This window comes from Wocania ichthyoenteri Th78, assembly GCF_000789235.1.
Classification (GTDB): domain Bacteria; phylum Bacteroidota; class Bacteroidia; order Flavobacteriales; family Flavobacteriaceae; genus Wocania_A; species Wocania_A ichthyoenteri.
Window position 1 is genome coordinate 337849 of record NZ_KN525716.1, and the last position, 20519, is coordinate 358367.

Here is a 20519-nt window from a genome sequence, read left to right on the forward strand (position 1 = left end):
TAATCGATAAAATAATTATTTTAATTTAATTTTTGTAAGAATTCATGTTCGTTTATTATGCTGATATTTAAGTTTTCTGCCTTGTCTTTTTTACTAGGTCCCATATTTGCTCCAGCAATAATATAACTTGTTTTCGAAGAAATAGAACTACTTATCTTACCCCCATTGTCTTCGATTAGTTTTTTTAAATCATTTCTACTTATCGATTCAAAAACACCAGTTACAACAATAGATTGTCCTTTTAAAATATTAGTTTGACCGATAAGTTGATTGGCAGATATTTCTAACTGAACTCCAAATTGTTTTAATCTATTTAAAATTAAAACATTTTTCTCATCTTTAAAAAACGCTGTAACACTTTGTGCAATTTTAATACCTATTTCATCTACATTTACCAAATCTTCTTCTGAAGCAATAGCAATGGCATCAATGCTTTTATAATGCTTTGCTAATTTTTTAGCTACAGTTTCACCAACAAACCGAATACCCAAAGCAAACAACACGCGCTCAAAAGGAATTTGTTTTGAAGCTTCAATACCTGCTACTAAGTTTTCAGCACTTTTTTCTGCCATTCGTTCTAAAGGCATTACTTGTTCTTTTGTTAATTCATATAAATCAGAATAGTTATTAATTAAACCTTCATTAACTAGAAGCGCTACGGTTTCGCCACCTAAACCATCAATATCCATGGCTTTTCTAGAAATATAATGCTGAATACGTCCAATAATTTGCGGGTTACAACCATTGTAATTTGGACAAAAATGTTTAGCTTCGCCTTCTAATCGCTCTAATAATGTGTTACATTCTGGGCAATGCGTAATATATTGTGTTGGTCCAGCATCTGGTTTACGCTTCGTAAAATCTACAGCAATAATTTTCGGGATAATCTCGCCGCCTTTTTCAACAAACACCTCATCACCTACCCTAATATCTAATTTTTCTATTTGATCTGCATTATGTAAAGACGCACGTTTTACTGTTGTGCCAGCCAACTCTACAGGTTCTAAATTAGCAACAGGTGTTATCGCTCCAGTTCTACCAACTTGATAAGTAATACTATTTAATTGAGTTGAAACTTGTTCTGCTTTAAACTTATATGCCATTGCCCATCGCGGTGCTTTTGCCGTATGACCCAATTCTTCTTGCTGTTGTAAATTATTTACTTTAACCACAACACCATCGGTTTCATAAGGCAAATCGTGTCGATGCACATTCCAATAATTTATAAATTCAAAAACTTCATCAATGGAACTTGCAAGTTTTGCTGTATCTGGGACTTTAAATCCCCATTCTCTTGCTTTTACTAAACTTTCAAATTGGGTTTGAATTCCTAAATTAGACCCCGTTAAATTGTATAACAAACATTCTAATGGTCGCTTTGCAACTTCTGCACTATCTTGTAATTTTAAACTCCCCGATGCAGTATTTCGTGGATTTCTGTATGGTTCTTCTCCTAATTCAATACGCTCTTCGTTCATTTTATTAAACCCATCAAAAGGTAAAACGATTTCACCTCGAATATCAAATTTTGGTGGATAATCACCTTTTAGTTGCAGTGGTACCGATTTTATGGTTTTTACATTTGCTGTAACATTATCACCTTGAAATCCGTCACCTCGGGTTACTGCTTTAACTAATAGTCCGTTTTCGTAAGTTAAACTTATGGATGCACCATCATATTTTAGCTCGCAAGTATATTGAATACCACCATCTACTAACTTTTTAATTCGGATTTCCCAATCTTGTAAGTCTTCTTTTGAATACGAATTATCCAACGAATACATACGATGCTCGTGCGCAATAGTTTCAAAATTTTTGGTCACTTCCCCCCCAACGCGTTGGGTTGGTGAATTGGCATCGAAAAATTCCGGATATTTAGCTTCGAGTTCTTGAAGTTCTTTTAGTTTTATATCGAAATCGTAATCTGAAATTGCTGGATTATCAAGCACATAGTAATTGTAGTTGTGTTCGCGTAATTCGTTACGTAGATTTTGTATATGTTGTTTTATATTCATTTTTTTTGCCACTAATTCACTAATATTTTTTTAACTGCTTACTGAAACTGAAAACTGCAAACTAAATTTTACCACCTTTTATCATCCTATCTTTTTTAAAGATGTCTTGTTTTAACTCTATATTTTTAAACTGCTTCTCTTTTAATAATCGAATCATATCGTTGCCAAGGTATTCATTAATTTCAAAAAACAATCTTCCTTTATCATTCAATTTATGAGTTGCAAAATCTGAAATAGCGTTGTAAAATAATAACGGATTTTCATCTTTTACAAACAATGCCAAATGTGGTTCGTTATTTAAAACATTACTTTTTATTTGCCTCTTTTCTTGCTCACGAACATATGGAGGATTAGACACAATAATGTCAAACTTGTGAGATGCTGAAACAAGTTCAGCATCACAGCACGTTAATATATCTGCTTCAATACATTCAATTTTCACATTATTTAATTCAGCATTTTGCTTTGCAATTTGTAATGCTTTTTTACTAACATCCAAAGCATAAACTTTAGCGTTTGGTAAGCTTTTAGCTAACGAAATAGCAATACAACCACTGCCTGTGCCAATGTCTAAAATATTTATTTCTGTACTTCGACTGCGCTCAGTGTGACAAATTTGAACTTCGTTTTTAAACTCATTAATAACCCATTCCACTAACTCTTCAGTTTCTGGTCGTGGTATTAAAACATCTTTATCTACTTTAAAAGGCAATCCGTAAAATTCGGTTTCACCTATAATATATTGTATGGGCTCTTCTTTTTTTAAAACTTTTAAAGCATTCAAAATTGCTTCCTTATTTTCAATTTCAAAATTAGGCTCTATGGCCAATTTTAATCTTGAAATTTTATAAAACGAATCAATCAACATAAAAAAGAAACTATCTACTTCTTCTTTTCCATAAATAGCATCTAATTCTAAATGAAACGTTTTTTGTATATCTTTTAATTTCAAATTAATCTCTTATTTTATTGAATACTGCTACTGCAAACTGAATATTAAAAATCAAATATCTTTAATCATCCATACACCACAAGAATAGTGTCCTGTGTTACCTAAAGCACCTTTTAAATGTTTAAATCCATTGGTTTCGTATATATGTATTGCCGTTTTAAGTTGCGACGCCGATTCTAAATAACACTGCTTATAACCAAACGCTTTAGCCGCTTGCATACACCTTTCAAACATTAATTTACCGTAACCTTTTCCACGTACTTTTGGCGAAAAATACATTTTTTGAATTTCACAAACATCAGCTTCAAAACCCTTTAAAGGTTTAATACCTCCACCACCTAATATAGTGCCATTATCATCAATAACATAGTAAACGTCGTTGGAATTTTGATACGATTCATACATCCTTGGTGTTTCATTATCTGCAAATGCTGTGCCTTCTAACGGGATTTTAAATTCATGGAAACAAGCTCTTATAATAGCTTCAATTTGCGCGTTATCTTCTGGCTTAATTTCTCGAATAACTATAGTATCTTTACTCACTTTAAAACAGTAATTTTATGCATGTGAAGATACTTAAATATAAAAATAACCGAATGAAACCTTTGATTATTTTATCAACAATATTTTCTGTTTTTTTAAGCTGTTCGGTTAAAGAAAAGCCTCTATTTTTAAATGTTGAAAATATAGAGGTTATAGAATCGACTTCTAAATATATCACATTTACTGCTGATGCTTTATTTTTAAACCCGAATGATATTGGAGGTGAATTAAAAACAGATGAAATAAAAGTATTTGTGAATGATAATGAAATGGCAACCGTTTCAACCGAAAGCTTTAAAGTTCCTGCCAAAAAAGAATTCTCTATTCCTTTAAAAGCCAATATTCCTACCGATAGTATTTTTAGCAATAAAAACCTTGGCGGATTAATAGGTAGCTTGTTTAGTAAGAAACTTAAAGTGCAATATAAAGGTGATTTAATATATAAAGTTTTAGGATTTTCATACACTTATAATATTGATAAAACTGAAAATGTAAATATTAAATTATAACATTGACAAACCACGGAATATACATAAAACGCTGTTTAGAAATTGCTAAAAACGGATTAGGAACAACCAGACCAAACCCCATGGTTGGTAGTGTTATTGTACATAATAACAATGTTATTGGCGAAGGTTACACCAGCAAATATGGCGGAAATCATGCCGAAGTTAATGCCATAAACTCTGTTGTTAATAAATCCCTTTTAAAAGAAGCTACACTTTATGTGACTTTAGAACCTTGTTCGCATTTTGGTAAAACACCACCTTGTAGCGATTTAATTATTAAACATCAAATCCCTAATGTGGTTATTGGTTGTGTTGATGACAATGAAAAGGTAGCAGGAAAAGGTATCGAAAAACTTAAAAACGCTGGCTGCAATGTTACGGTTGGTGTTTTAGAAAACGAATGTAAAAATCACCATAAACGCTTTTTTACGTTTCACAACAAAAAACGCCCTTATATTATTTTAAAATGGGCAGAAACCGCCGATGGTTTTATAGCACCAAAAACAAAAAACGAACAAAAACCTGTTTGGATTACTAATGCCTATTCTAGGCAACTAGTACACAAATGGCGCGCCGAAGAACAGGCTATTTTAGTGGGAACAAATACCGTTACTCAAGATAATCCGAGTTTAACTACAAGAGATTGGATTGGGCAAAACCCAATAAGAGTTATTATTGACAAAGATAATAAGCTATCAAAAGATTATGTGGCTTTTAATAATGAAGCTGAAACGATAGTTGTTAACATAAGTACTATTGATTTTTTAAAAAACGTAGCTAAGCAAATTTGCGATGTCTTGTTTCAAAAAAACATAAACTCAATAATTATTGAAGGCGGCTCCAAAACACTGCAAACTTTTATAGATGAAAATATTTGGGATGAAGCACGCGTATTTATTGGAACTGTTCAATTTAAAAATGGGATTAAATCACCTACATTCTCAGGTAAATTAATTTCAGAAGAAGCTATAATTAACGACACACTTAAAACATATAAAAATGGTTAAAACCATCATCTTCGATTTTGGCAACGTATTCATTAATTTAGATATAGAAGATGCTTTACAACACGCCCTTGAAACATTTAATATTGAATCACTTTCAGATGAGATGACAGCTTTTAATAGTTTATATGAACAAGGATTAATTTCAACCGATGAATTTCTTGAATTTTACACTGAAAATTTTCCGAAACTTTCAAAAGAAGATTTAATTGAAGTTTGGAATTTTATGTTAAAAGATTTTCCGAAACATCGTTTAGAATTCCTTCAAAATCTAAAAAAAGAAAACAAATACAAACTCATTCTTTTAAGTAACACAAACGCGCTTCATATAAATTGGATTAAAGAAAACATATCGTTTTACGAAGCTTTTAAAAACTATTTTGATGCTTATTATCTATCACATGAAGTTCATCTTGTAAAACCGAATAATAATATTTTTGAATTTGTTTTAAACGAAAACAACTTAAAAGCCAACGCATGTTTGTTTATTGATGACAATAAAGACAATATAAACACTGCTAAATATTTAGGCTTTAAAACATGGCATATCGATCCAAATACCGAAGATGTAGTAAATCTTTTCAATACTAAAAACCATTTATTTGACTGAAAAAGATACTTACAAAACTATTAAAACGTCCACTAATGCTATTTTATTTAAAGATAAAAATAGTAAGTTTTTTGGTTATGCCTACCCCATTACTACAGAGGATGATGTAAAACTTCATATAAATAAATTAAAAAAAGAACACCATGCTGCAAGACATTGGTGCTACGCTTACCAAATTGGAACAGAAAATATAAGCTATCGGGCAAACGACGATGGCGAACCCAATAATTCGGCAGGTATGCCCATTTACGGGCAAATACAATCCTTTGATGTTACCAATATTTTAATTGTAGTGGTGCGCTATTTTGGTGGTGTTAAATTGGGCGTTGGCGGTTTAATTAATGCTTACAAAACCACCGCACAATTAACCTTGGAGGCTTCTAAAATTTTAGAAAAAACAATTAATATAGATTACCTTATTACATTCGATTATAAAAACATGAATACCGTAATGCGTATTATTAAAGAGAAAAACTTAAATATTACCAATCAAAAATTAGAAATGAATTGCCAAATCACAATATCGGTAAGAAAAAAAGAAGCTAACCAAATTTTTGAAATTTTCGATCGCTTATTCGAAATTGTCGTAAAACAACTTTAAATTACAGCTTAATTGCCTCCAAGATATACTCTGGAGCTCTAATTGGTCTATTCGTTTTCGTATCAATAAACACTAAAGTTGTTTCAGCAGTAGTTAAAATTTCGTCTTTTTCATTAGTAATTTCATACTCAAATTCAATTTTTGCAGTTGGCTTCTTTTTTAGTTGAGTTTTTACATTAATTACATCATCATAACAGGCTGATTTTTTATAGTTTATACTTAAAGAAACTACTGGCAACATAATCCCGTTTTCTTCCATAATCTTATATGAAACTCCTAGTTTACGCAACCACTCAATACGTCCCATTTCAAGATATAACGCATAATTGCCATGATATACCACTCCCATTTGGTCTGTTTCACCATATCTCACTCTTATTTGTATTTTGTCGAATTTCATAGGGATTATTAAATATTTTTTTGTAGTTTCGGCTAGAGCTTAAACATGGGGAAAAATTTCTGAAAATTCAATAGTAATTCATTTTTTTTTTAAGAATTTTGTTCACATATTTGCCAAACCAAGAGGGAAATGAAAATATCAATTTTTCATTTAACAGCTAACTAACAAAAACTACAAAATTTAAAAATGAGTATAACTGCGCAATCGGTATGGAATAATTGTCTTGAATTCATAAAGGATAACATCCAACCGCAAGCTTACAAAACTTGGTTTGAACCAATAAAAGCAGTTAAACTTACTGATAATGCTTTAAGCATTCAAGTGCCTAGTAAATTCTTTTACGAATGGCTTGAAGAACATTATGTGAAAATTCTAAAAGTATCATTAACAAAAGAATTAGGCGAAAAAGCCAAACTTGTTTACATAATTAAAATGGAAAACACGTATGGTAATAAACAGCCTTTTACCGAAAGAATACCAAGTGCTAACAGAAGCTCGGTCAAAGCTCAAGATGTTGATATTCCTTTAAACAATAAGAGTCCAGAATTACGCAACCCGTTTGTAATTCCTGGAATTAGAAATGTAAAAATAGAATCTCAACTTAATCCTAACTATAGTTTTGAAAACTTTTTAGAAGGTGATTCTAATCGTTTAGCAAGAAGCGCAGGATTAGCAGTTGCTGCAAAACCAGGTGGTACTTCTTTTAATCCTTTACTTATTTTTGGTGGTGTTGGGTTAGGTAAAACACATTTAGCACATGCTATTGGTGTTGATATTAAAGACAAATATCCAGAAAAAACAGTTTTATATATTTCTGCTGAAAAGTTTACGCAACAATATATAGACTCTGTAAAGAAAAATAATAGAAATGATTTTATTCATTTTTATCAAATTATAGATGTTTTAATTATTGACGATGTCCAATTCTTGTCTGGGAAGTCTGGAACTCAAGATGTATTCTTCCATATATTTAATCATTTACATCAAAACGGAAAACAAGTTATATTAACAAGTGATAAAGCACCTGTTGATATGCAGGATATTGAACAACGCTTATTATCTCGTTTTAAATGGGGGCTTTCTGCTGAATTACAAAATCCAGATTTTGAAACTAGAGTTTCTATACTAAAAAACAAACTCTATAGAGATGGTGTTGAAATGCCAGATGATATTATTGAGTATGTTGCAAAAAATATTAAAACAAACGTTAGAGAATTAGAAGGTGCCATTATTTCTTTAATTGCACAATCTTCATTCAATAAAAAAGAAATTACTATTGAGCTTGCAAAACAAATTGTCGAGAAATTTGTTAAGAATACAAAACGCGAAGTGTCAATTGATTATATACAGAAAATTGTGTCAGATTATTTCCAAATGGATGTTGACACACTTCAATCGAAAACCAGAAAACGCCATATTGTGCAAGCAAGACAACTCGCTATGTTTTTTGCTAAAAAATTCACAAAAGCTTCTTTAGCTAGCATTGGTTCTCAAATAGGAAAACGCGATCATGCTACAGTATTACATGCTTGTAAAACAGTAGACAACTTATCTTCAACTGATAAACAATTCAGAAAATATGTTGAAGACATTACAAAAAAACTTTCGGTTTAATTTAAAAATTAACGCTTTCGCGGAACATTATATATGACTAAAATCCTCATGGTTTGTCTAGGCAATATTTGTCGTTCTCCTTTGGCTGAAGGCATTATGCGTTCTAAACTTCCTAATGATACATTTTTAGTAGATTCTGCGGGAACTGCAAATTATCATATTGGTAATGCGCCAGATTCACGCTCTATAGCTGTCGCAAAAAAGTATGGCTTAAATATTTCTGGTTTAAAAGGACGCCAATTTAGTGTATTAGATTTTGATGCTTTTGATTTGATTTATGTTATGGATGAATCTAACTTTAAAAATGTAATTGCTCTAGCTAGAGACGATAAAGATATTGCTAAAGTTAAGTTTATTTTAAATGAAGTTTATCCAAATCAAGACTACAATGTTCCAGATCCTTATTACGGTGGTGACGAAGGTTTTGAAAATGTATACAAAATGCTCGATGAAGCCTGTGATAGAATTGCAGAAAAATTAAGTTAACTCCAGCTATAATATTTAGTATTTTTATACACTAATTATTTTCGAAAACAATTTATGAATTCTTCAATTGGCAATTTATACCTTATACCAACAACATTAGGAGACAATGCTCCTTTAGAGGTACTCCCTATATCTGTTAAAAAAGTAGTTGAAGAAGTTAATACCTACATTGTTGAAAACGAGAAAACAGCACGGCGATTTATAAAAAAGATTAGTTCTGGAAAATCACAAGCTACTTTAAAAATGTTTCATTTAAACAAGTTTACAGATTTAAGTGAGCTTCCTGAATTTTTAGAACCTTGTTTTAATGGTGTAAATGTTGGCCTTTTATCTGAAGCTGGTTGCCCAGGTGTTGCTGATCCAGGAGCAGATATTGTAAAATTGGCACATCAAAAAAACATAAAAGTAATTCCTTTAGTTGGACCATCATCTATTTTAATGGCTATGATGAGCTCTGGTATGAATGGCCAAAATTTTACTTTTAACGGTTATTTACCCATTGATAAAGATGAAAGAAAAAAGGAAATAAAACGCTTAGAACGTTTATCTTTTGAGCATAACCAGTCACAAATTTTTATTGAGACACCATATAGAAACAATAAAATGATTGAAGATTTAAGTAGTGTATTAGAAAATAATACCGATGTATGTGTGGCTTGCGATATAACTTTACCTACCGAGTTTATTAAAACACAAACAGCAAATAAATGGAAAAAAAATATGGTTGACTTACATAAAAGACCAACCATATTTATTATTCATAAAAGCTAATAATAACTATATTGCCTTAGCTTTTCTATTTGGTTTCACAAAAGAAGTGTCGTATCCAGAAAAACGTTTCATATAATACTCTATTGTTGTTCCGTAACCATCAGCAAAATTATCTAGACCGTAACTTCTTAAATATTTTTTAACGCTACCTGGTCCAGCCAAATGTGCAGCAGCTAAAATACCAGATTCCGTCACCACAATACCATTAATGTGTTTTCCAACAAAATTTTTTATATCACGGCGCAAAATCCATTTGTTACGCGCTGCATTAGCTACAAACGCTTTTTCTTGAAGTGCTGGATTTTTTAAAAAATTTGTGGGATTATTAATTCCAATCATTTTTAATGTAGAAGCACCAAATTGATATTTACCTAAATACCCAAATGTGTTTACAGAAAAGTAATCGCCTCCAGATTCTTTAAAAGCTAAAGCTTCTTTAAAACCAACAAATGATTTTCCTAAATAAGGAGAAAATGATTTGTTTGCATCAGTTAAAGCTAAAAGATCATCTTTGATATTAGTATCTAAACCTACGGTGTAGTCTAAAACTAAACCTTCAGTTGAATACTTGCCTAAATCAATCGTCTCATCAGATGAAAACGAACTATACAATAGAATACATATTGTAAGTGTTAGGGTTAAGTAACTTGCAATACTTTTTCTCATAATTTTTAAATTTCTTCAGTGTATTTTTATTTAAACTACACTTGAAAATTTGAGCGTGCAAAATTAGGCTTTTTTTTAATTAATTCAAAATTACTCGTTTATGTGTTATTTTTAGTAGTACAATAGATGAAACACACAGCCATTTTTATTGAATTCTATAGCTGGAAATGGCACCTTAATGACATTAAAAATATTAAAAACAGATTTCAAAAAACGTGAGTTTGTCCTAATTTTACTCAAATTTACATCAAAACTTAAATAGAATTGACGCTGTCTGTTTTTATTTGTTAACAAGCTATTGTCAACATCTTTAATGCCTTGCAACATCCCATCAGCACTATAACCTAAGGCTATATTTAGCCATTTAGGGATTTTATTCTCTTTAAAAAAAGCATGTAAATTAGCACTAAGCCAATAGCTTTGTCCGTTATAATCCTTTAAAACTTGCTCTAAAAAATGTTCACCTAACTTATCTGGTGATTGCAAAGCGTATTTTGTTTGATGAAAAGAAAATTTTAAATGGATGCGTTGCTCGTTCCAAAGTAATTCTTGTCCAACATATAAACCTGTACCAACAGCATTTGAGGCAATATCACCCCAAGAAAAACCCCATTCTTGCGAAAATCCATCTAAAATTTCGACAGTTGTTAGAAATCCAAATCCTAAAGTTGCGCCATAAATTAATTGATTTTTTTTACTAACGCCACTCCAATTTAAAACCTGTGCTCCAAACTTACCAACTTGGTACGATGTAAATACATGCCCCATTTTATCCATTTGCAACCACTCATTATTATCATTGATGGTATGAAATTTAGAACGTTTATAATCTGAGTACCATAATTGATTTAATCCAATTAATGTAACACTAGCCAAAGAAGCTTCGATAATAACTGCAGCGTTTCTTCTGGATTTATTTAATGTATCGCTTGGTGCTAAAAAAGAATCGAATTTAGTTTGCGAAAAAGAAAATGATGATATTAGAACAAGAATAGATAGGTATTTGAGTTGTTTAAACACCACTATCTTCTTATACCTTTATTATTTATCCAACGAATATACTCTTGTTTATTTCGGTTATGCTGCGCTAGAGTTTTTGCGAATTTATGATAGCCAAAATTTTCAACATTTACTACAAAATAATAGTAGTTGTGCTTTTCATAGTTTAAAACCGCATCAATTGATGATACATCTGGCATTGCAATTAACCCTGGTGGTAAACCTGCATATTTGTATGTATTGTATGGTGAATCTATTTCTAAATCTTTATATAGCACACGTTTGATAACTTGCTCAAAGTCTCCTGTTTTTTTCTTTAACGCATAAATAACTGTAGGGTCTGCTTGCAAAGGCATCCTCTTTTTTAATCTGTTGACATAAACACCGGCTACACGCGGTCTTTCATCAACTTTTGCAGTTTCTTTTTGCACAATTGATGCTAGAGCAATAACTTCATCTTCAGATAAATTAATAACTTTTGCTTTTGCTTTTCTTGAATCGTTCCAAAAACGGTTATACTCTTTTAACATGCGATTGGTAAACTTTTCAGCCGAAGTATTCCAGAAAAACTCATAACTATTGGGAATGTACATACCTAAAGCAGTTTCTTCTTTAAAATTATTTTCATTTAAAAAATTCTTGTTTTTCATTGCATTTAAAAGCGAGATACTATCCGCTTCAATTTGCGAAGCCACACGACCTGCTAATTTTTCAAGCGTTTCTTGATTATTAAAAGAGACTTTTATAGGTAAGTTATTACTTCGAATAGAATTAATAATATCGTTATTACTCATATCCTTTTCAATAGCATAACGACCTGCTTTAATATTACTGACGTATTTTTTTTGTTCAGCCAAAGCATCAAACTTATCTATATCCTTAAGAAGTGGCATTAGTTGTTCGCGTACATCATTATAAGTATCGGTAGATTTCACATAAACATAAGCCGTATCGTTATTAAATGCTGTATTTGGACTAAACATAGTGCTATACACATAGTAAGCGAAGAAAGCAGCAACAGCTAATCCAATAAGTACAATAGCTAAGAGAATTTTTTTGATATACATTTAATTGTTTATAAGCTGAAATAAATATTCGTTTTTATAAGAACCATTTACGTGGTTCCACTCTTTTTTTAATCCCACTTTTTCAAACCCTTGTGTTTTGAAAAGTTTGATACTAGTTTCGTTTTCTTCAGAAATATTGCAATATAATTGGTGCAATCCTAAATGTGTGAAACTATATTTTATTAATAATTGTAAAGCCTCACTGCCGTAACCTTTTTTTCTATCGGTTTCAGCTTTAATTAGAATACCCACTCCAGCTCTACTGTTTTTAAAATCGAAATCGAAAACATCTATCAAACCTAAAGGTTCTTCTTTATAACTCGAAATAACTAAACGCAATTGTTTGACTTCAAAAATATCTTTCTGAGAATGTTCTAAATATTGCTTTATTAAAAATTTTGAATATGGTGTTTGTGTATTACTAATTTCCCAAACCAATTCGTCGTTTTCTATAGCATGAATAAACTCTAAATCTTCAGGTTCTAAAGCACGTAAGTATGTATTTTTACCTTTTAGAGTTATCATATATTTCCTTGATAAACTAATTTCGCAGGTCCAATTAACCAAACGTTACTATAAATACCGCTTTCAATATTAAAACTTACTTGCAAATCGCCTCCTTGAGTTTGTAAAGTAATCAAGCTTTTTTCTGTTTCTCCTATATAATGCATCGCTAAAGCAACTGCTGTAACACCAGTTCCGCAAGATAAGGTTTCATCTTCTACGCCTCGCTCGTAAGTTCTTACTTTAAAAACTGCATCAGAAAGTTTTTTAACAAAATTTACATTACTTCCAGCTTCATGGTAAGGTGCGTCGTAACGTATTTTAGCGCCTTTAGTTTCAATATCAAAATTTTCTAAATTTTCTTCAAATTGAACATGATGTGGAGATCCTGTATTTAAAAAAACATGGTTCTCATGTTTTTGAACAGTATCCACATTTTGCATTTGTAGTTTTACAATGCCATTGTTAATGCTAGCATAATGCTTACCGTCAATAGCCAGAAAAGTTGTATCACCATCAATAATCCCCAATTGTTTTGCAAAAGCAACTGCGCACCGTCCTCCATTACCACAAAAACTTTGACTTCCATCTGCATTAAAATAAATCATTTCAAAGTCTAAAGCATCATGATTCTCTAACAGAATAAGTCCGTCTGAACCTATGCCAAAACGTCTGTCGCATAAAAAAGTAATGCGTTTGGTATTGTTTTTGTCGAATGTTTGCTGACGATTATCAATCATCACAAAATCGTTTCCTGTTCCTTGATATTTGTAAAAAGCTTGTTGCATAATTTAAGAAACAAATATATAAATATTAAATCGGTTTTTTGATTGTTAAATAGCCGTTAAAACACACGTTAAAAATCGTTAAAATTGATTTAAACATTTAATAAATATTTAATTTTAATCGTTAATAAATAAAACTTAAAACTGAAGAACATGAAAAAGATTTTAACACTAGTATTAGTTTCGGCATTAGGTGGCATTTTAACCCTTAGTGCTTACAAACTATTTTTAGAACCAGAACAAAATGTTGTTGTGGCTTCAAGCAATACCACACCAACATTTTTACCAACCAGTAATGCAAGTAATTTATATAATGCAGAAGAATCTGCTAATTTTGTCACAGCTGCTGAAAATACTGTAAATGCGGTTGTGCACGTAAAAAATGTTTCAATTAGTAGCGGTCAAATGACTATGCAAGATTTGTTTTTTGGAAGAAACCCTCAACATAAACAATTAGGCACAGGTTCTGGTGTTATTATTAATGCTGATGGTTATATTATTACCAACAATCATGTAATTAAAAATGCACATGAATTATCAGTCACTTTAAACAATAATAAAACTTATGAAGCTGAATTGATTGGAACTGACCCAAAAACAGATATTGCTCTTTTAAAGATTGATGCTGATGAAGATTTACCATTTGTAACTTTTGGCGATTCAGACCAAGCAAAAATTGGCGAGTGGGTTTTAGCCGTTGGAAATCCTTTTAATTTAACATCTACAGTTACTGCTGGTATTATTAGTGCAAAATCTAGAGATTTAACAGGTGGACAATCTTTCATTCAAACTGATGCTGCAGTAAATCCAGGTAACTCTGGTGGTGCACTTGTAAATACTAACGGTGAGCTTGTTGGCATTAACACCGCTATTTCTTCTCAAACGGGTTCTTATATTGGGTATTCATTTGCTGTACCAAGTAATATTGCTCGTAAAGTAGTTGAGGATATTATGGAATATGGTAATGTACAAAATGGTATTCTTGGTATAAAAGGCGGAACTTTAAATAGTAAATTCTCTGAAGAACTCGGTATTAATGACACCGAAGGTATATACATTGATAGTGTAGTTGAAGACTCGGGAGCAGATATAGCTGGTCTTAAAAAAGGAGATATTATTAAAGAAATTGATAACATAAAGATTTCTAAATTCTCAGATTTAACTGGTCACATAGGCACTAAACGTCCTGAAGACGTTGTAAACCTTACCATTTATAGAAACGGAACGTTAGAAACAGTTCCTGTAACTTTATTTAAAAATGAAACTTACACATTACCCCTTGTTGGTGAGATTAAAAATGCTAAACCAAAAGATTTAAAAAAGTTTAAAGTTTCTAATGGTGTTAAAATAATTTCATTAGATAATAAATATGCAGATTATTGGAATAATAATGGTGTTGAAGCTGGAAATATTATTACAGCTATTAACGATATTAAAGTAAACTCTGTTGAAGATGTTCAAAATATTCTGAAAACTCAGTCACGTTCTGAATATTTAAGAATAGAACTTATAAACGCGAAAGGCGAAAAAGAACGTTATAATTTTAGATAAACATAGTAAAAACTCTAGTGTAATTTATATACCTCTTTAAGTAAAATTAAAGAGGTATATTTTTTTGCACCAATACGCTACGAAAACGTTTGAAATATAGTACTTTTGCCAAAATTTTAAATAACAAACTAAACATTTTAAGCAATGCCTTTTAGTAAAACTTATGAGAAAGAATTAGCTTTTCAAGCAGATCGCCGAAGAGCAACCGTAGAGTTTATCAAAATTGTTAGCGACCTTTGGTACGACAAGTCTATCGAATTGGTAATTTTTAGAAATCAATTAATTGATAGAAATGTAAGTCAGATTTTAAACCTTCATGAATATGCTGGTAAATTTGTGCAAAAACCGATTTCAATTTTTGATTCGGTAGAAATCGCGCAAGCCATTAAAGCACTTGATATCCCACCTGCAAAGCTTGACCTTGGTAAGTTAACCTATGAGTTTCATTTAGATGATAATAAGCATAGCAATGCCACTGCCTTTGTTGCTAGTAAATTAAAAGATGCTAGCAAGAATGGCGATATTACACCTAAAGATGTAGTTCTTTATGGCTTTGGTCGCATTGGTCGTTTAGTTGCTCGTGAGCTAATGACGCGTACTGGAAAAGGAAGTCAATTACGTCTAAGGGCTATAGTTACTCGTGGTAAAATTGATGAAACTATCTTAGAAAAAAGAGCTTCTTTATTACGCAACGATTCAGTTCACGGTGATTTTCCAGGGACCGTTTCTATTGATGCTAAAAAGAATGCTTTAATAATTAATGGAACTACTGTAAATATTATTTCGGCAAATGCTCCAGAAGACATTGATTATACTAAATATGGCATTAACAATGCTTTAGTAATCGATAATACTGGTGCTTTTAGAGACAAAGAAGCTTTAAGCAGACATTTAAAATCTAAAGGCGCAGATAAAGTATTACTTACCGCACCAGGAAAAGGCGTACCAAATATAGTTTATGGTGTTAATCATTTAGAAAACGACCCCGATAAAGTCAATATTTTTTCAGCAGCGTCCTGTACAACAAATGCCATTACGCCTATTTTAAAAGCTATGGAAGATTCTTTTGGTGTTTTAAGTGGTCATTTAGAAACCATTCATGCCTATACTAACGATCAGAATTTAGTTGATAATTTTCATAGCAAATACCGTCGTGGTCGTGCAGCAGGTTTGAACATGGTTATTACAGAAACTGGTGCCGGAAGTGCCGTAGCAAAAGCATTACCAAGTTTAGAAGGTAAATTAACATCAAACGCTATTCGTGTTCCTGTTCCAAATGGTTCATTAGCTATTTTAAATTTAGAAATAAAAAATGCAACTTCTTTAAACGGTATTAATACTATTTTAAAGAAATATGCTTTAGAAGGTGATTTAGTTGAGCAAATTAAATACGAATTAAGTGATGAACTTGTTTCTAGTGATATTATTGGTAGCTCTGCGCCTTCAATTTATGATAGCAAAGCTACTATTGTACGTACCGATGGTAAAAATGTAGTGCTATATGTGTGGTACGATAACGAGTATGGTTACAGCCATCAAGTTATACGATTAGCAAAATATATTGCCAAAGTTAGACGTTATACATATTATTAATGAAATAGTATTTTGCCTTAGCAAAATGTGTGATTGAATTAATCTCCTTGAAAAGGAGATCTAAAATTTAATTTTTGAATGAAAATCTAAATTAAAATTTCAATCGTATATAAATCAGCCTCACTTTGTGAGGCTTTTTCTTAAATATAACTGTATTAGTAAACAATATTTTATAACTTCGTAAATCCAAATACAACCATTTTAAACCAATTGTAAATGAATTCTATTAAGCAAGCTTCCCTTATCATCTTTTTTTTAATAAGTTCAATAACCAGCTTTTCTCAAACCAATCCAGAAGACAATTTATCTTTAAATGATGGCACTATTGATAATCAGTTTGAGTATGTTCTTAAAAAATCTGGTAATTTTAAAGGTACAAACGGACAAGCATACGAAGCCGTTAAACGCAGTATGATTCTAACTTTAAGAGCACACACTATTGATTCTTTAAACACACTAAAGACAAAATTAGATAACTCAAAAAACACTGTTGAAGCTCAGCAAAAAGAAATTAATGATTTAAAAATTAAATTAGACAGCACAAAATCTACACTAGATTCTACAAATTTAGAAAAGGACAGTATGTCGCTACTAGGTATGCAGATGAGTAAAGCAAGTTATAATGTACTTATGTGGACTATTATTGCTGGTTTATTAGCTTTACTAATTTTGTTCATTTACAAATTTAAAAACAGTAATGCTATAACGCGTGATGCTAAAAAGGGACTTGAAGAAATTGAAGAAGAGTTTGACGAGCACCGAAGAACAGCTTTAGAACGTGAGCAAAAGGTAAGACGACAATTGCAAGATGAAATTAATAAACAAAAAGGAATATAATTGATTCTTTTAAAACTAAAAAATCTGTAATTTCACATTACAGATTTTTTTTTGATATGAATATTACACAAGCCACTTTAAAACACCTTGACGATTTAGTCCCTCTTTTTGATGCATACCGTGTTTTTTATAGACAAAAATCTAATAAAGAAGCTGTGAAAATATTTCTAAAAGATCGCCTTACCAAACAAGATTCTGTAATTTATATAGCATATATTGATGATGTTGCAGTAGGTTTTACACAATTATATGTTTTACTTTCATCTGTATCAATGAAACCCATGTATGTATTAAATGATTTATATATTGATGCAAACTATCGAAGTAAAAGTATTGGCACTGCTTTAATTAATAAAGCCAAAGTACTTTGTAAAGAGAAACAGTATAAAGGTCTAATCATTCAAACCGAAAACACCAATCCTGCACAACATTTGTACCAACGCGAAGGTTTTATAAAGGACATGGATTTGATGTTTTTTTGGACGAATGCTTAAAATATCTGACAATTACTCTCTTTACTTTATCAGAAAAAAATTATAGTTTCGTTTTACCATCTGAAATAACACATTAAAAACGATTTCATATTAAGTCGTTAAACGAACCTCCAAAAAAGCATTTATTCTATTTTAAATACGTCAAAACATTCCTTTCAATACGCTCTTGAATATTCGACACATCTGCTTTTACAAAGGTTTCGTTCGTAATGTTTTCATACAATTCAATATATCGTGCGCTAACGGTTTCAATATACTCATCACTCATTTCAGGTACGGTTTGACCTTCTAAACCTTGAAAATTATTGGCTATTAACCATTGGCGTACAAATTCTTTTGAGAGTTGTTTTTGCGCTTCTCCTCTATCTTGACGTTCTTGATAACCATCAGCATAAAAATAACGTGAGGAATCTGGTGTGTGTATTTCGTCAATTAAAACAATTTGTCCGTCTTTTGTTTTTCCGAATTCGTATTTGGTATCCACTAAAATTAAACCTCTCGACGCCGCAATTTCACTTCCTCTTTTAAATAATTTATGCGTGTAATCTTCTAAAACCAAATAATCTTCTTCTGAAACAATATCACGTTTTAAAATATCCTCGCGAGAGATATCTTCATCATGGTCTCCCATTTCTGCTTTGGTAGCAGGTGTAATTATTGGTTCTGGAAATGCATCGTTTTCTTTTATACCTTCTGGCATAGGCACACCACAAAGCATACGCTTACCAGCTTTATACTCGCGTGCTGCATGACCAGACATATAACCACGAATTACCATCTCCACTTTAAAAGGGTCGCATAAATGCCCCACAGCTACATTAGGGTCAGGTGTGGCGGTTAACCAATTGGGTACTAAATCTTCTGTAGCCACCATCATTTTGGTCGCGATTTGATTTAATATTTGCCCTTTGAATGGAATACCTTTTGGCATCACGACATCAAACGCTGATAGTCTGTCGGTAGCAACCATTACTAATTGTTCGTCGTTTATATTATATACTTCTCTTACTTTTCCTTTGTAAACACTTTTTTGATTTGGAAAGTTGAAATTGGTGTCGGTTATGGTGTTACTCATTATTGCTTATTCGTTTATGAGTTAATTTGTTTTTTGTTATGAGACACTTCGACTGCGCTCAGTGTGACATTTAGTTTCTATTATTGTTATGCATCATTACGAGGAGTTTTTTGCGACGTGGTAATCTCATTTTTTTTAGATTGCCATATCCCACAAAAAATATGATTCGCAATGACCTTCATCTTTATGTTTAGCCCCGATTGATGCGGCATCCTTTTTTGTTATTAAAAGCAAAAAAGATATAGCGGAAAGCGGGAATAGCTTCAAATTATTTTTATTTTTTAATACGTTTAGACTGCGTTCAGTGTGTCATTTAGTTTTGATTTGACTGCAAACTGCAAACTAACTATTCTCTATTCTCAATACTTTTATAGGCTTCTATTACTTTTTTAACTAATTTATGACGAATTACATCTTTATCGTCTAAAAATATCATACCTACGCCCTCTACATTTTTTAAAATTAACAAAGCTTCTTTTAAACCAGAAATGGTTCTGCGTGGTAAATCTATTTGACCAGGATCGCCTGTTAATAAAAATTTAGCGTGCTTTCCCATACGGGTTAAAAACATTTTCATTTGTGCGTGCGTGGTGTTTTGCCCTTCGTCTAAAATTACAAAGGCATGATCTAAAGTACGTCCACGCATAAATGCCAATGGCGCTATTTGAATGGTACCGTTTTCAATATAATGTGCTAGCTTTTCTGGCGCAATCATATCACGCAATGCATCATATAATGGCTGCATATAAGGGTCTAATTTTTCTTTTAAATCGCCTGGTAAAAATCCTAAATTCTCGCCAGCTTCAACCGCAGGTCGTGTTAAAATAATACGCTTAACTTCTTTGTTTTTTAAAGCTTGAACCGCCAATGCCACTCCTGTATACGTTTTACCTGTTCCGGCTGGACCAATAGCGAAAACCATATCGTTTTTTCGCATGCTTTCAACCAGTTTACGTTGGTTAGCAGTTTGTGCTTTTATAAGCTTGCCACCAACACCGTGTACAATAACTTCTCCACTTTGCTTTGAAGTTGTATAATCATCGCTACTTTGGCTTGTTAAAACACGCTCAATAACATTTTCATCTAGCTTATTATATTTAGCAAAATGTTTTAAGAGCATAGTAATTCTACGGTCAAACTCTTCTAACAATTCCTCATCGCCAAAAGCTTTAACCTTATTACCTCGAGCAACAATTTTAAGTTTTGGAAAATATTTTTTTAGGAGTTCAATATTGGCATTTTGTGCTCCAAAAAATTCTTTTGGAGTAATGTCTTCAAGTTCGATTACAATTTCGTTCAAAGGCGTATGTTTAATGTTATAATTTTCATTTAAAATATAAAAACGAAAACGAAAATTTATGTAGGTTTGTAAAACACATTCATAAAGCTCAAAAATACATAAATTTGAGTGATCAAACATTAAAAACATATCAACAATTTTGC

The 20519-nt window shown here is 31.6% G+C and carries 22 protein-coding genes; 11 read left to right on the plus strand and 11 right to left on the minus strand.

Translation table 11 applies throughout. From position 1 onward, the window contains the following. Window positions 1–20 precede the first annotated feature (20 nt). The 3 genes from ligA to RG22_RS01625 all read right to left on the minus strand — a co-directional run bounded on the left by ligA (window position 21) and on the right by RG22_RS01625 (window position 3510). Window positions 21–2015 (minus strand): NAD-dependent DNA ligase LigA, encoded by a 1995-nt coding sequence (gene ligA / locus RG22_RS01615; RefSeq protein ID WP_034040292.1) that lies wholly within the window; start codon window positions 2013–2015, stop codon window positions 21–23. A gap of 61 nt (window positions 2016–2076) precedes the next feature. Further along, complete coding sequence (gene prmC, locus RG22_RS01620; RefSeq protein ID WP_034040294.1) at window positions 2077–2967, minus strand: peptide chain release factor N(5)-glutamine methyltransferase; 891 nt, start codon at window positions 2965–2967, stop codon at window positions 2077–2079. Between the two features lie 51 nt (window positions 2968–3018). Further along, window positions 3019–3510 carry a GNAT family N-acetyltransferase gene (locus tag RG22_RS01625; RefSeq protein ID WP_034040297.1) on the minus strand — a complete coding sequence of 164 codons (492 nt, stop codon included), beginning with the start codon at window positions 3508–3510 and terminating at the stop codon, window positions 3019–3021. Between the two features lie 53 nt (window positions 3511–3563). Here RG22_RS01625 and RG22_RS01630 point away from each other — a divergent pair, with 53 nt between their 5' ends. From RG22_RS01630 to RG22_RS01645, 4 genes are read left to right on the plus strand one after another with little or no spacing between them, the layout of a single operon-like run. Further along, window positions 3564–4019, plus strand: a complete 456-nt coding sequence (locus RG22_RS01630; RefSeq protein ID WP_052143587.1) for an LEA type 2 family protein — start codon at window positions 3564–3566, stop codon at window positions 4017–4019. Between the two features lie 2 nt (window positions 4020–4021). Next, window positions 4022–5026, plus strand: coding sequence for a bifunctional diaminohydroxyphosphoribosylaminopyrimidine deaminase/5-amino-6-(5-phosphoribosylamino)uracil reductase RibD (ribD, locus tag RG22_RS01635; protein WP_034040299.1), 1005 nt, complete (start codon window positions 4022–4024; stop codon window positions 5024–5026). Further along, on the plus strand, window positions 5019–5633 hold the full coding sequence (locus tag RG22_RS01640) for an HAD family hydrolase (RefSeq protein WP_034040301.1): 615 nt from the start codon (window positions 5019–5021) through the stop codon (window positions 5631–5633). Before ribD ends, RG22_RS01640 begins: the two co-directional genes overlap by 8 nt. After that, window positions 5626–6234 carry an IMPACT family protein gene (locus tag RG22_RS01645; RefSeq protein WP_034040303.1) on the plus strand — a complete coding sequence of 203 codons (609 nt, stop codon included), beginning with the start codon at window positions 5626–5628 and terminating at the stop codon, window positions 6232–6234. The genes RG22_RS01640 and RG22_RS01645 overlap by 8 nt, the downstream gene beginning before the upstream one ends. A gap of 1 nt (window position 6235) precedes the next feature. Here RG22_RS01645 and RG22_RS01650 read toward each other — a convergent pair whose 3' ends face one another. Next, window positions 6236–6634 carry an acyl-CoA thioesterase gene (locus RG22_RS01650; RefSeq protein WP_034040305.1) on the minus strand — a complete coding sequence of 133 codons (399 nt, stop codon included), beginning with the start codon at window positions 6632–6634 and terminating at the stop codon, window positions 6236–6238. Window positions 6635–6820: 186 nt separating this feature from the next. Between RG22_RS01650 and dnaA the strand changes: the two genes are divergently transcribed. The 3 genes from dnaA to RG22_RS01665 are packed head-to-tail and all read left to right on the plus strand — an operon-like array spanning window position 6821 to window position 9505. Further along, a complete protein-coding gene (gene dnaA, locus RG22_RS01655) occupies window positions 6821–8248 on the plus strand; it encodes a chromosomal replication initiator protein DnaA (protein ID WP_034040307.1) in 1428 nt (475 codons plus the stop codon). A gap of 33 nt (window positions 8249–8281) precedes the next feature. After that, window positions 8282–8734: a low molecular weight protein-tyrosine-phosphatase gene (locus tag RG22_RS01660; protein WP_034040308.1), complete on the plus strand. Its 453-nt coding sequence runs from the start codon at window positions 8282–8284 to the stop codon at window positions 8732–8734. 54 nt (window positions 8735–8788) lie between these two features. Beyond that, on the plus strand, window positions 8789–9505 hold the full coding sequence (locus RG22_RS01665; protein ID WP_034040309.1) for an SAM-dependent methyltransferase: 717 nt from the start codon (window positions 8789–8791) through the stop codon (window positions 9503–9505). A 6-nt stretch (window positions 9506–9511) separates the two neighbouring features. Here RG22_RS01665 and RG22_RS01670 read toward each other — a convergent pair whose 3' ends face one another. The 5 genes from RG22_RS01670 to dapF form a co-directional block, all read right to left on the minus strand. Next, on the minus strand, window positions 9512–10171 hold the full coding sequence (locus tag RG22_RS01670) for a hypothetical protein (protein WP_034040310.1): 660 nt from the start codon (window positions 10169–10171) through the stop codon (window positions 9512–9514). Window positions 10172–10282: 111 nt separating this feature from the next. Beyond that, window positions 10283–11194: a DUF2279 domain-containing protein gene (locus tag RG22_RS01675; RefSeq protein WP_034040311.1), complete on the minus strand. Its 912-nt coding sequence runs from the start codon at window positions 11192–11194 to the stop codon at window positions 10283–10285. Beyond that, on the minus strand, window positions 11194–12237 hold the full coding sequence (gene mltG, locus RG22_RS01680) for an endolytic transglycosylase MltG (protein WP_034040313.1): 1044 nt from the start codon (window positions 12235–12237) through the stop codon (window positions 11194–11196). Before mltG ends, RG22_RS01675 begins: the two co-directional genes overlap by 1 nt. Then, the gene (locus RG22_RS01685; RefSeq protein WP_034040315.1) at window positions 12238–12762 is read right to left on the minus strand and encodes a GNAT family N-acetyltransferase; all 525 of its coding nucleotides are present in this window, start codon (window positions 12760–12762) and stop codon (window positions 12238–12240) included. Beyond that, window positions 12759–13529, minus strand: coding sequence for a diaminopimelate epimerase (gene dapF, locus RG22_RS01690; protein ID WP_034040317.1), 771 nt, complete (start codon window positions 13527–13529; stop codon window positions 12759–12761). The genes RG22_RS01685 and dapF overlap by 4 nt, the downstream gene beginning before the upstream one ends. Window positions 13530–13679: 150 nt before the next feature. Here dapF and RG22_RS01695 point away from each other — a divergent pair, with 150 nt between their 5' ends. The 4 genes from RG22_RS01695 (at window position 13680) to RG22_RS01710 (ending at window position 18001) form a co-directional block, all read left to right on the plus strand. Beyond that, window positions 13680–15077 (plus strand): trypsin-like peptidase domain-containing protein, encoded by a 1398-nt coding sequence (locus tag RG22_RS01695; protein WP_034040319.1) that lies wholly within the window; start codon window positions 13680–13682, stop codon window positions 15075–15077. Between the two features lie 144 nt (window positions 15078–15221). Beyond that, a complete protein-coding gene (locus RG22_RS01700) occupies window positions 15222–16670 on the plus strand; it encodes a glyceraldehyde-3-phosphate dehydrogenase (protein ID WP_034040321.1) in 1449 nt (482 codons plus the stop codon). A 216-nt stretch (window positions 16671–16886) separates the two neighbouring features. Then, window positions 16887–17507, plus strand: a complete 621-nt coding sequence (locus RG22_RS01705) for a hypothetical protein (protein WP_034040323.1) — start codon at window positions 16887–16889, stop codon at window positions 17505–17507. Window positions 17508–17563: 56 nt separating this feature from the next. Continuing rightward, a complete protein-coding gene (locus RG22_RS01710) occupies window positions 17564–18001 on the plus strand; it encodes a GNAT family N-acetyltransferase (protein WP_034040325.1) in 438 nt (145 codons plus the stop codon). 127 nt (window positions 18002–18128) lie between these two features. Here RG22_RS01710 and RG22_RS01715 read toward each other — a convergent pair whose 3' ends face one another. Both RG22_RS01715 and RG22_RS01720 read right to left on the minus strand, forming a co-directional pair. Continuing rightward, on the minus strand, window positions 18129–19076 hold the full coding sequence (locus RG22_RS01715) for a phosphoribosylaminoimidazolesuccinocarboxamide synthase (protein ID WP_034040327.1): 948 nt from the start codon (window positions 19074–19076) through the stop codon (window positions 18129–18131). A 346-nt stretch (window positions 19077–19422) separates the two neighbouring features. Continuing rightward, window positions 19423–20376 (minus strand): PhoH family protein, encoded by a 954-nt coding sequence (locus RG22_RS01720; protein ID WP_034045586.1) that lies wholly within the window; start codon window positions 20374–20376, stop codon window positions 19423–19425. Window positions 20377–20519 lie beyond the last annotated feature (143 nt).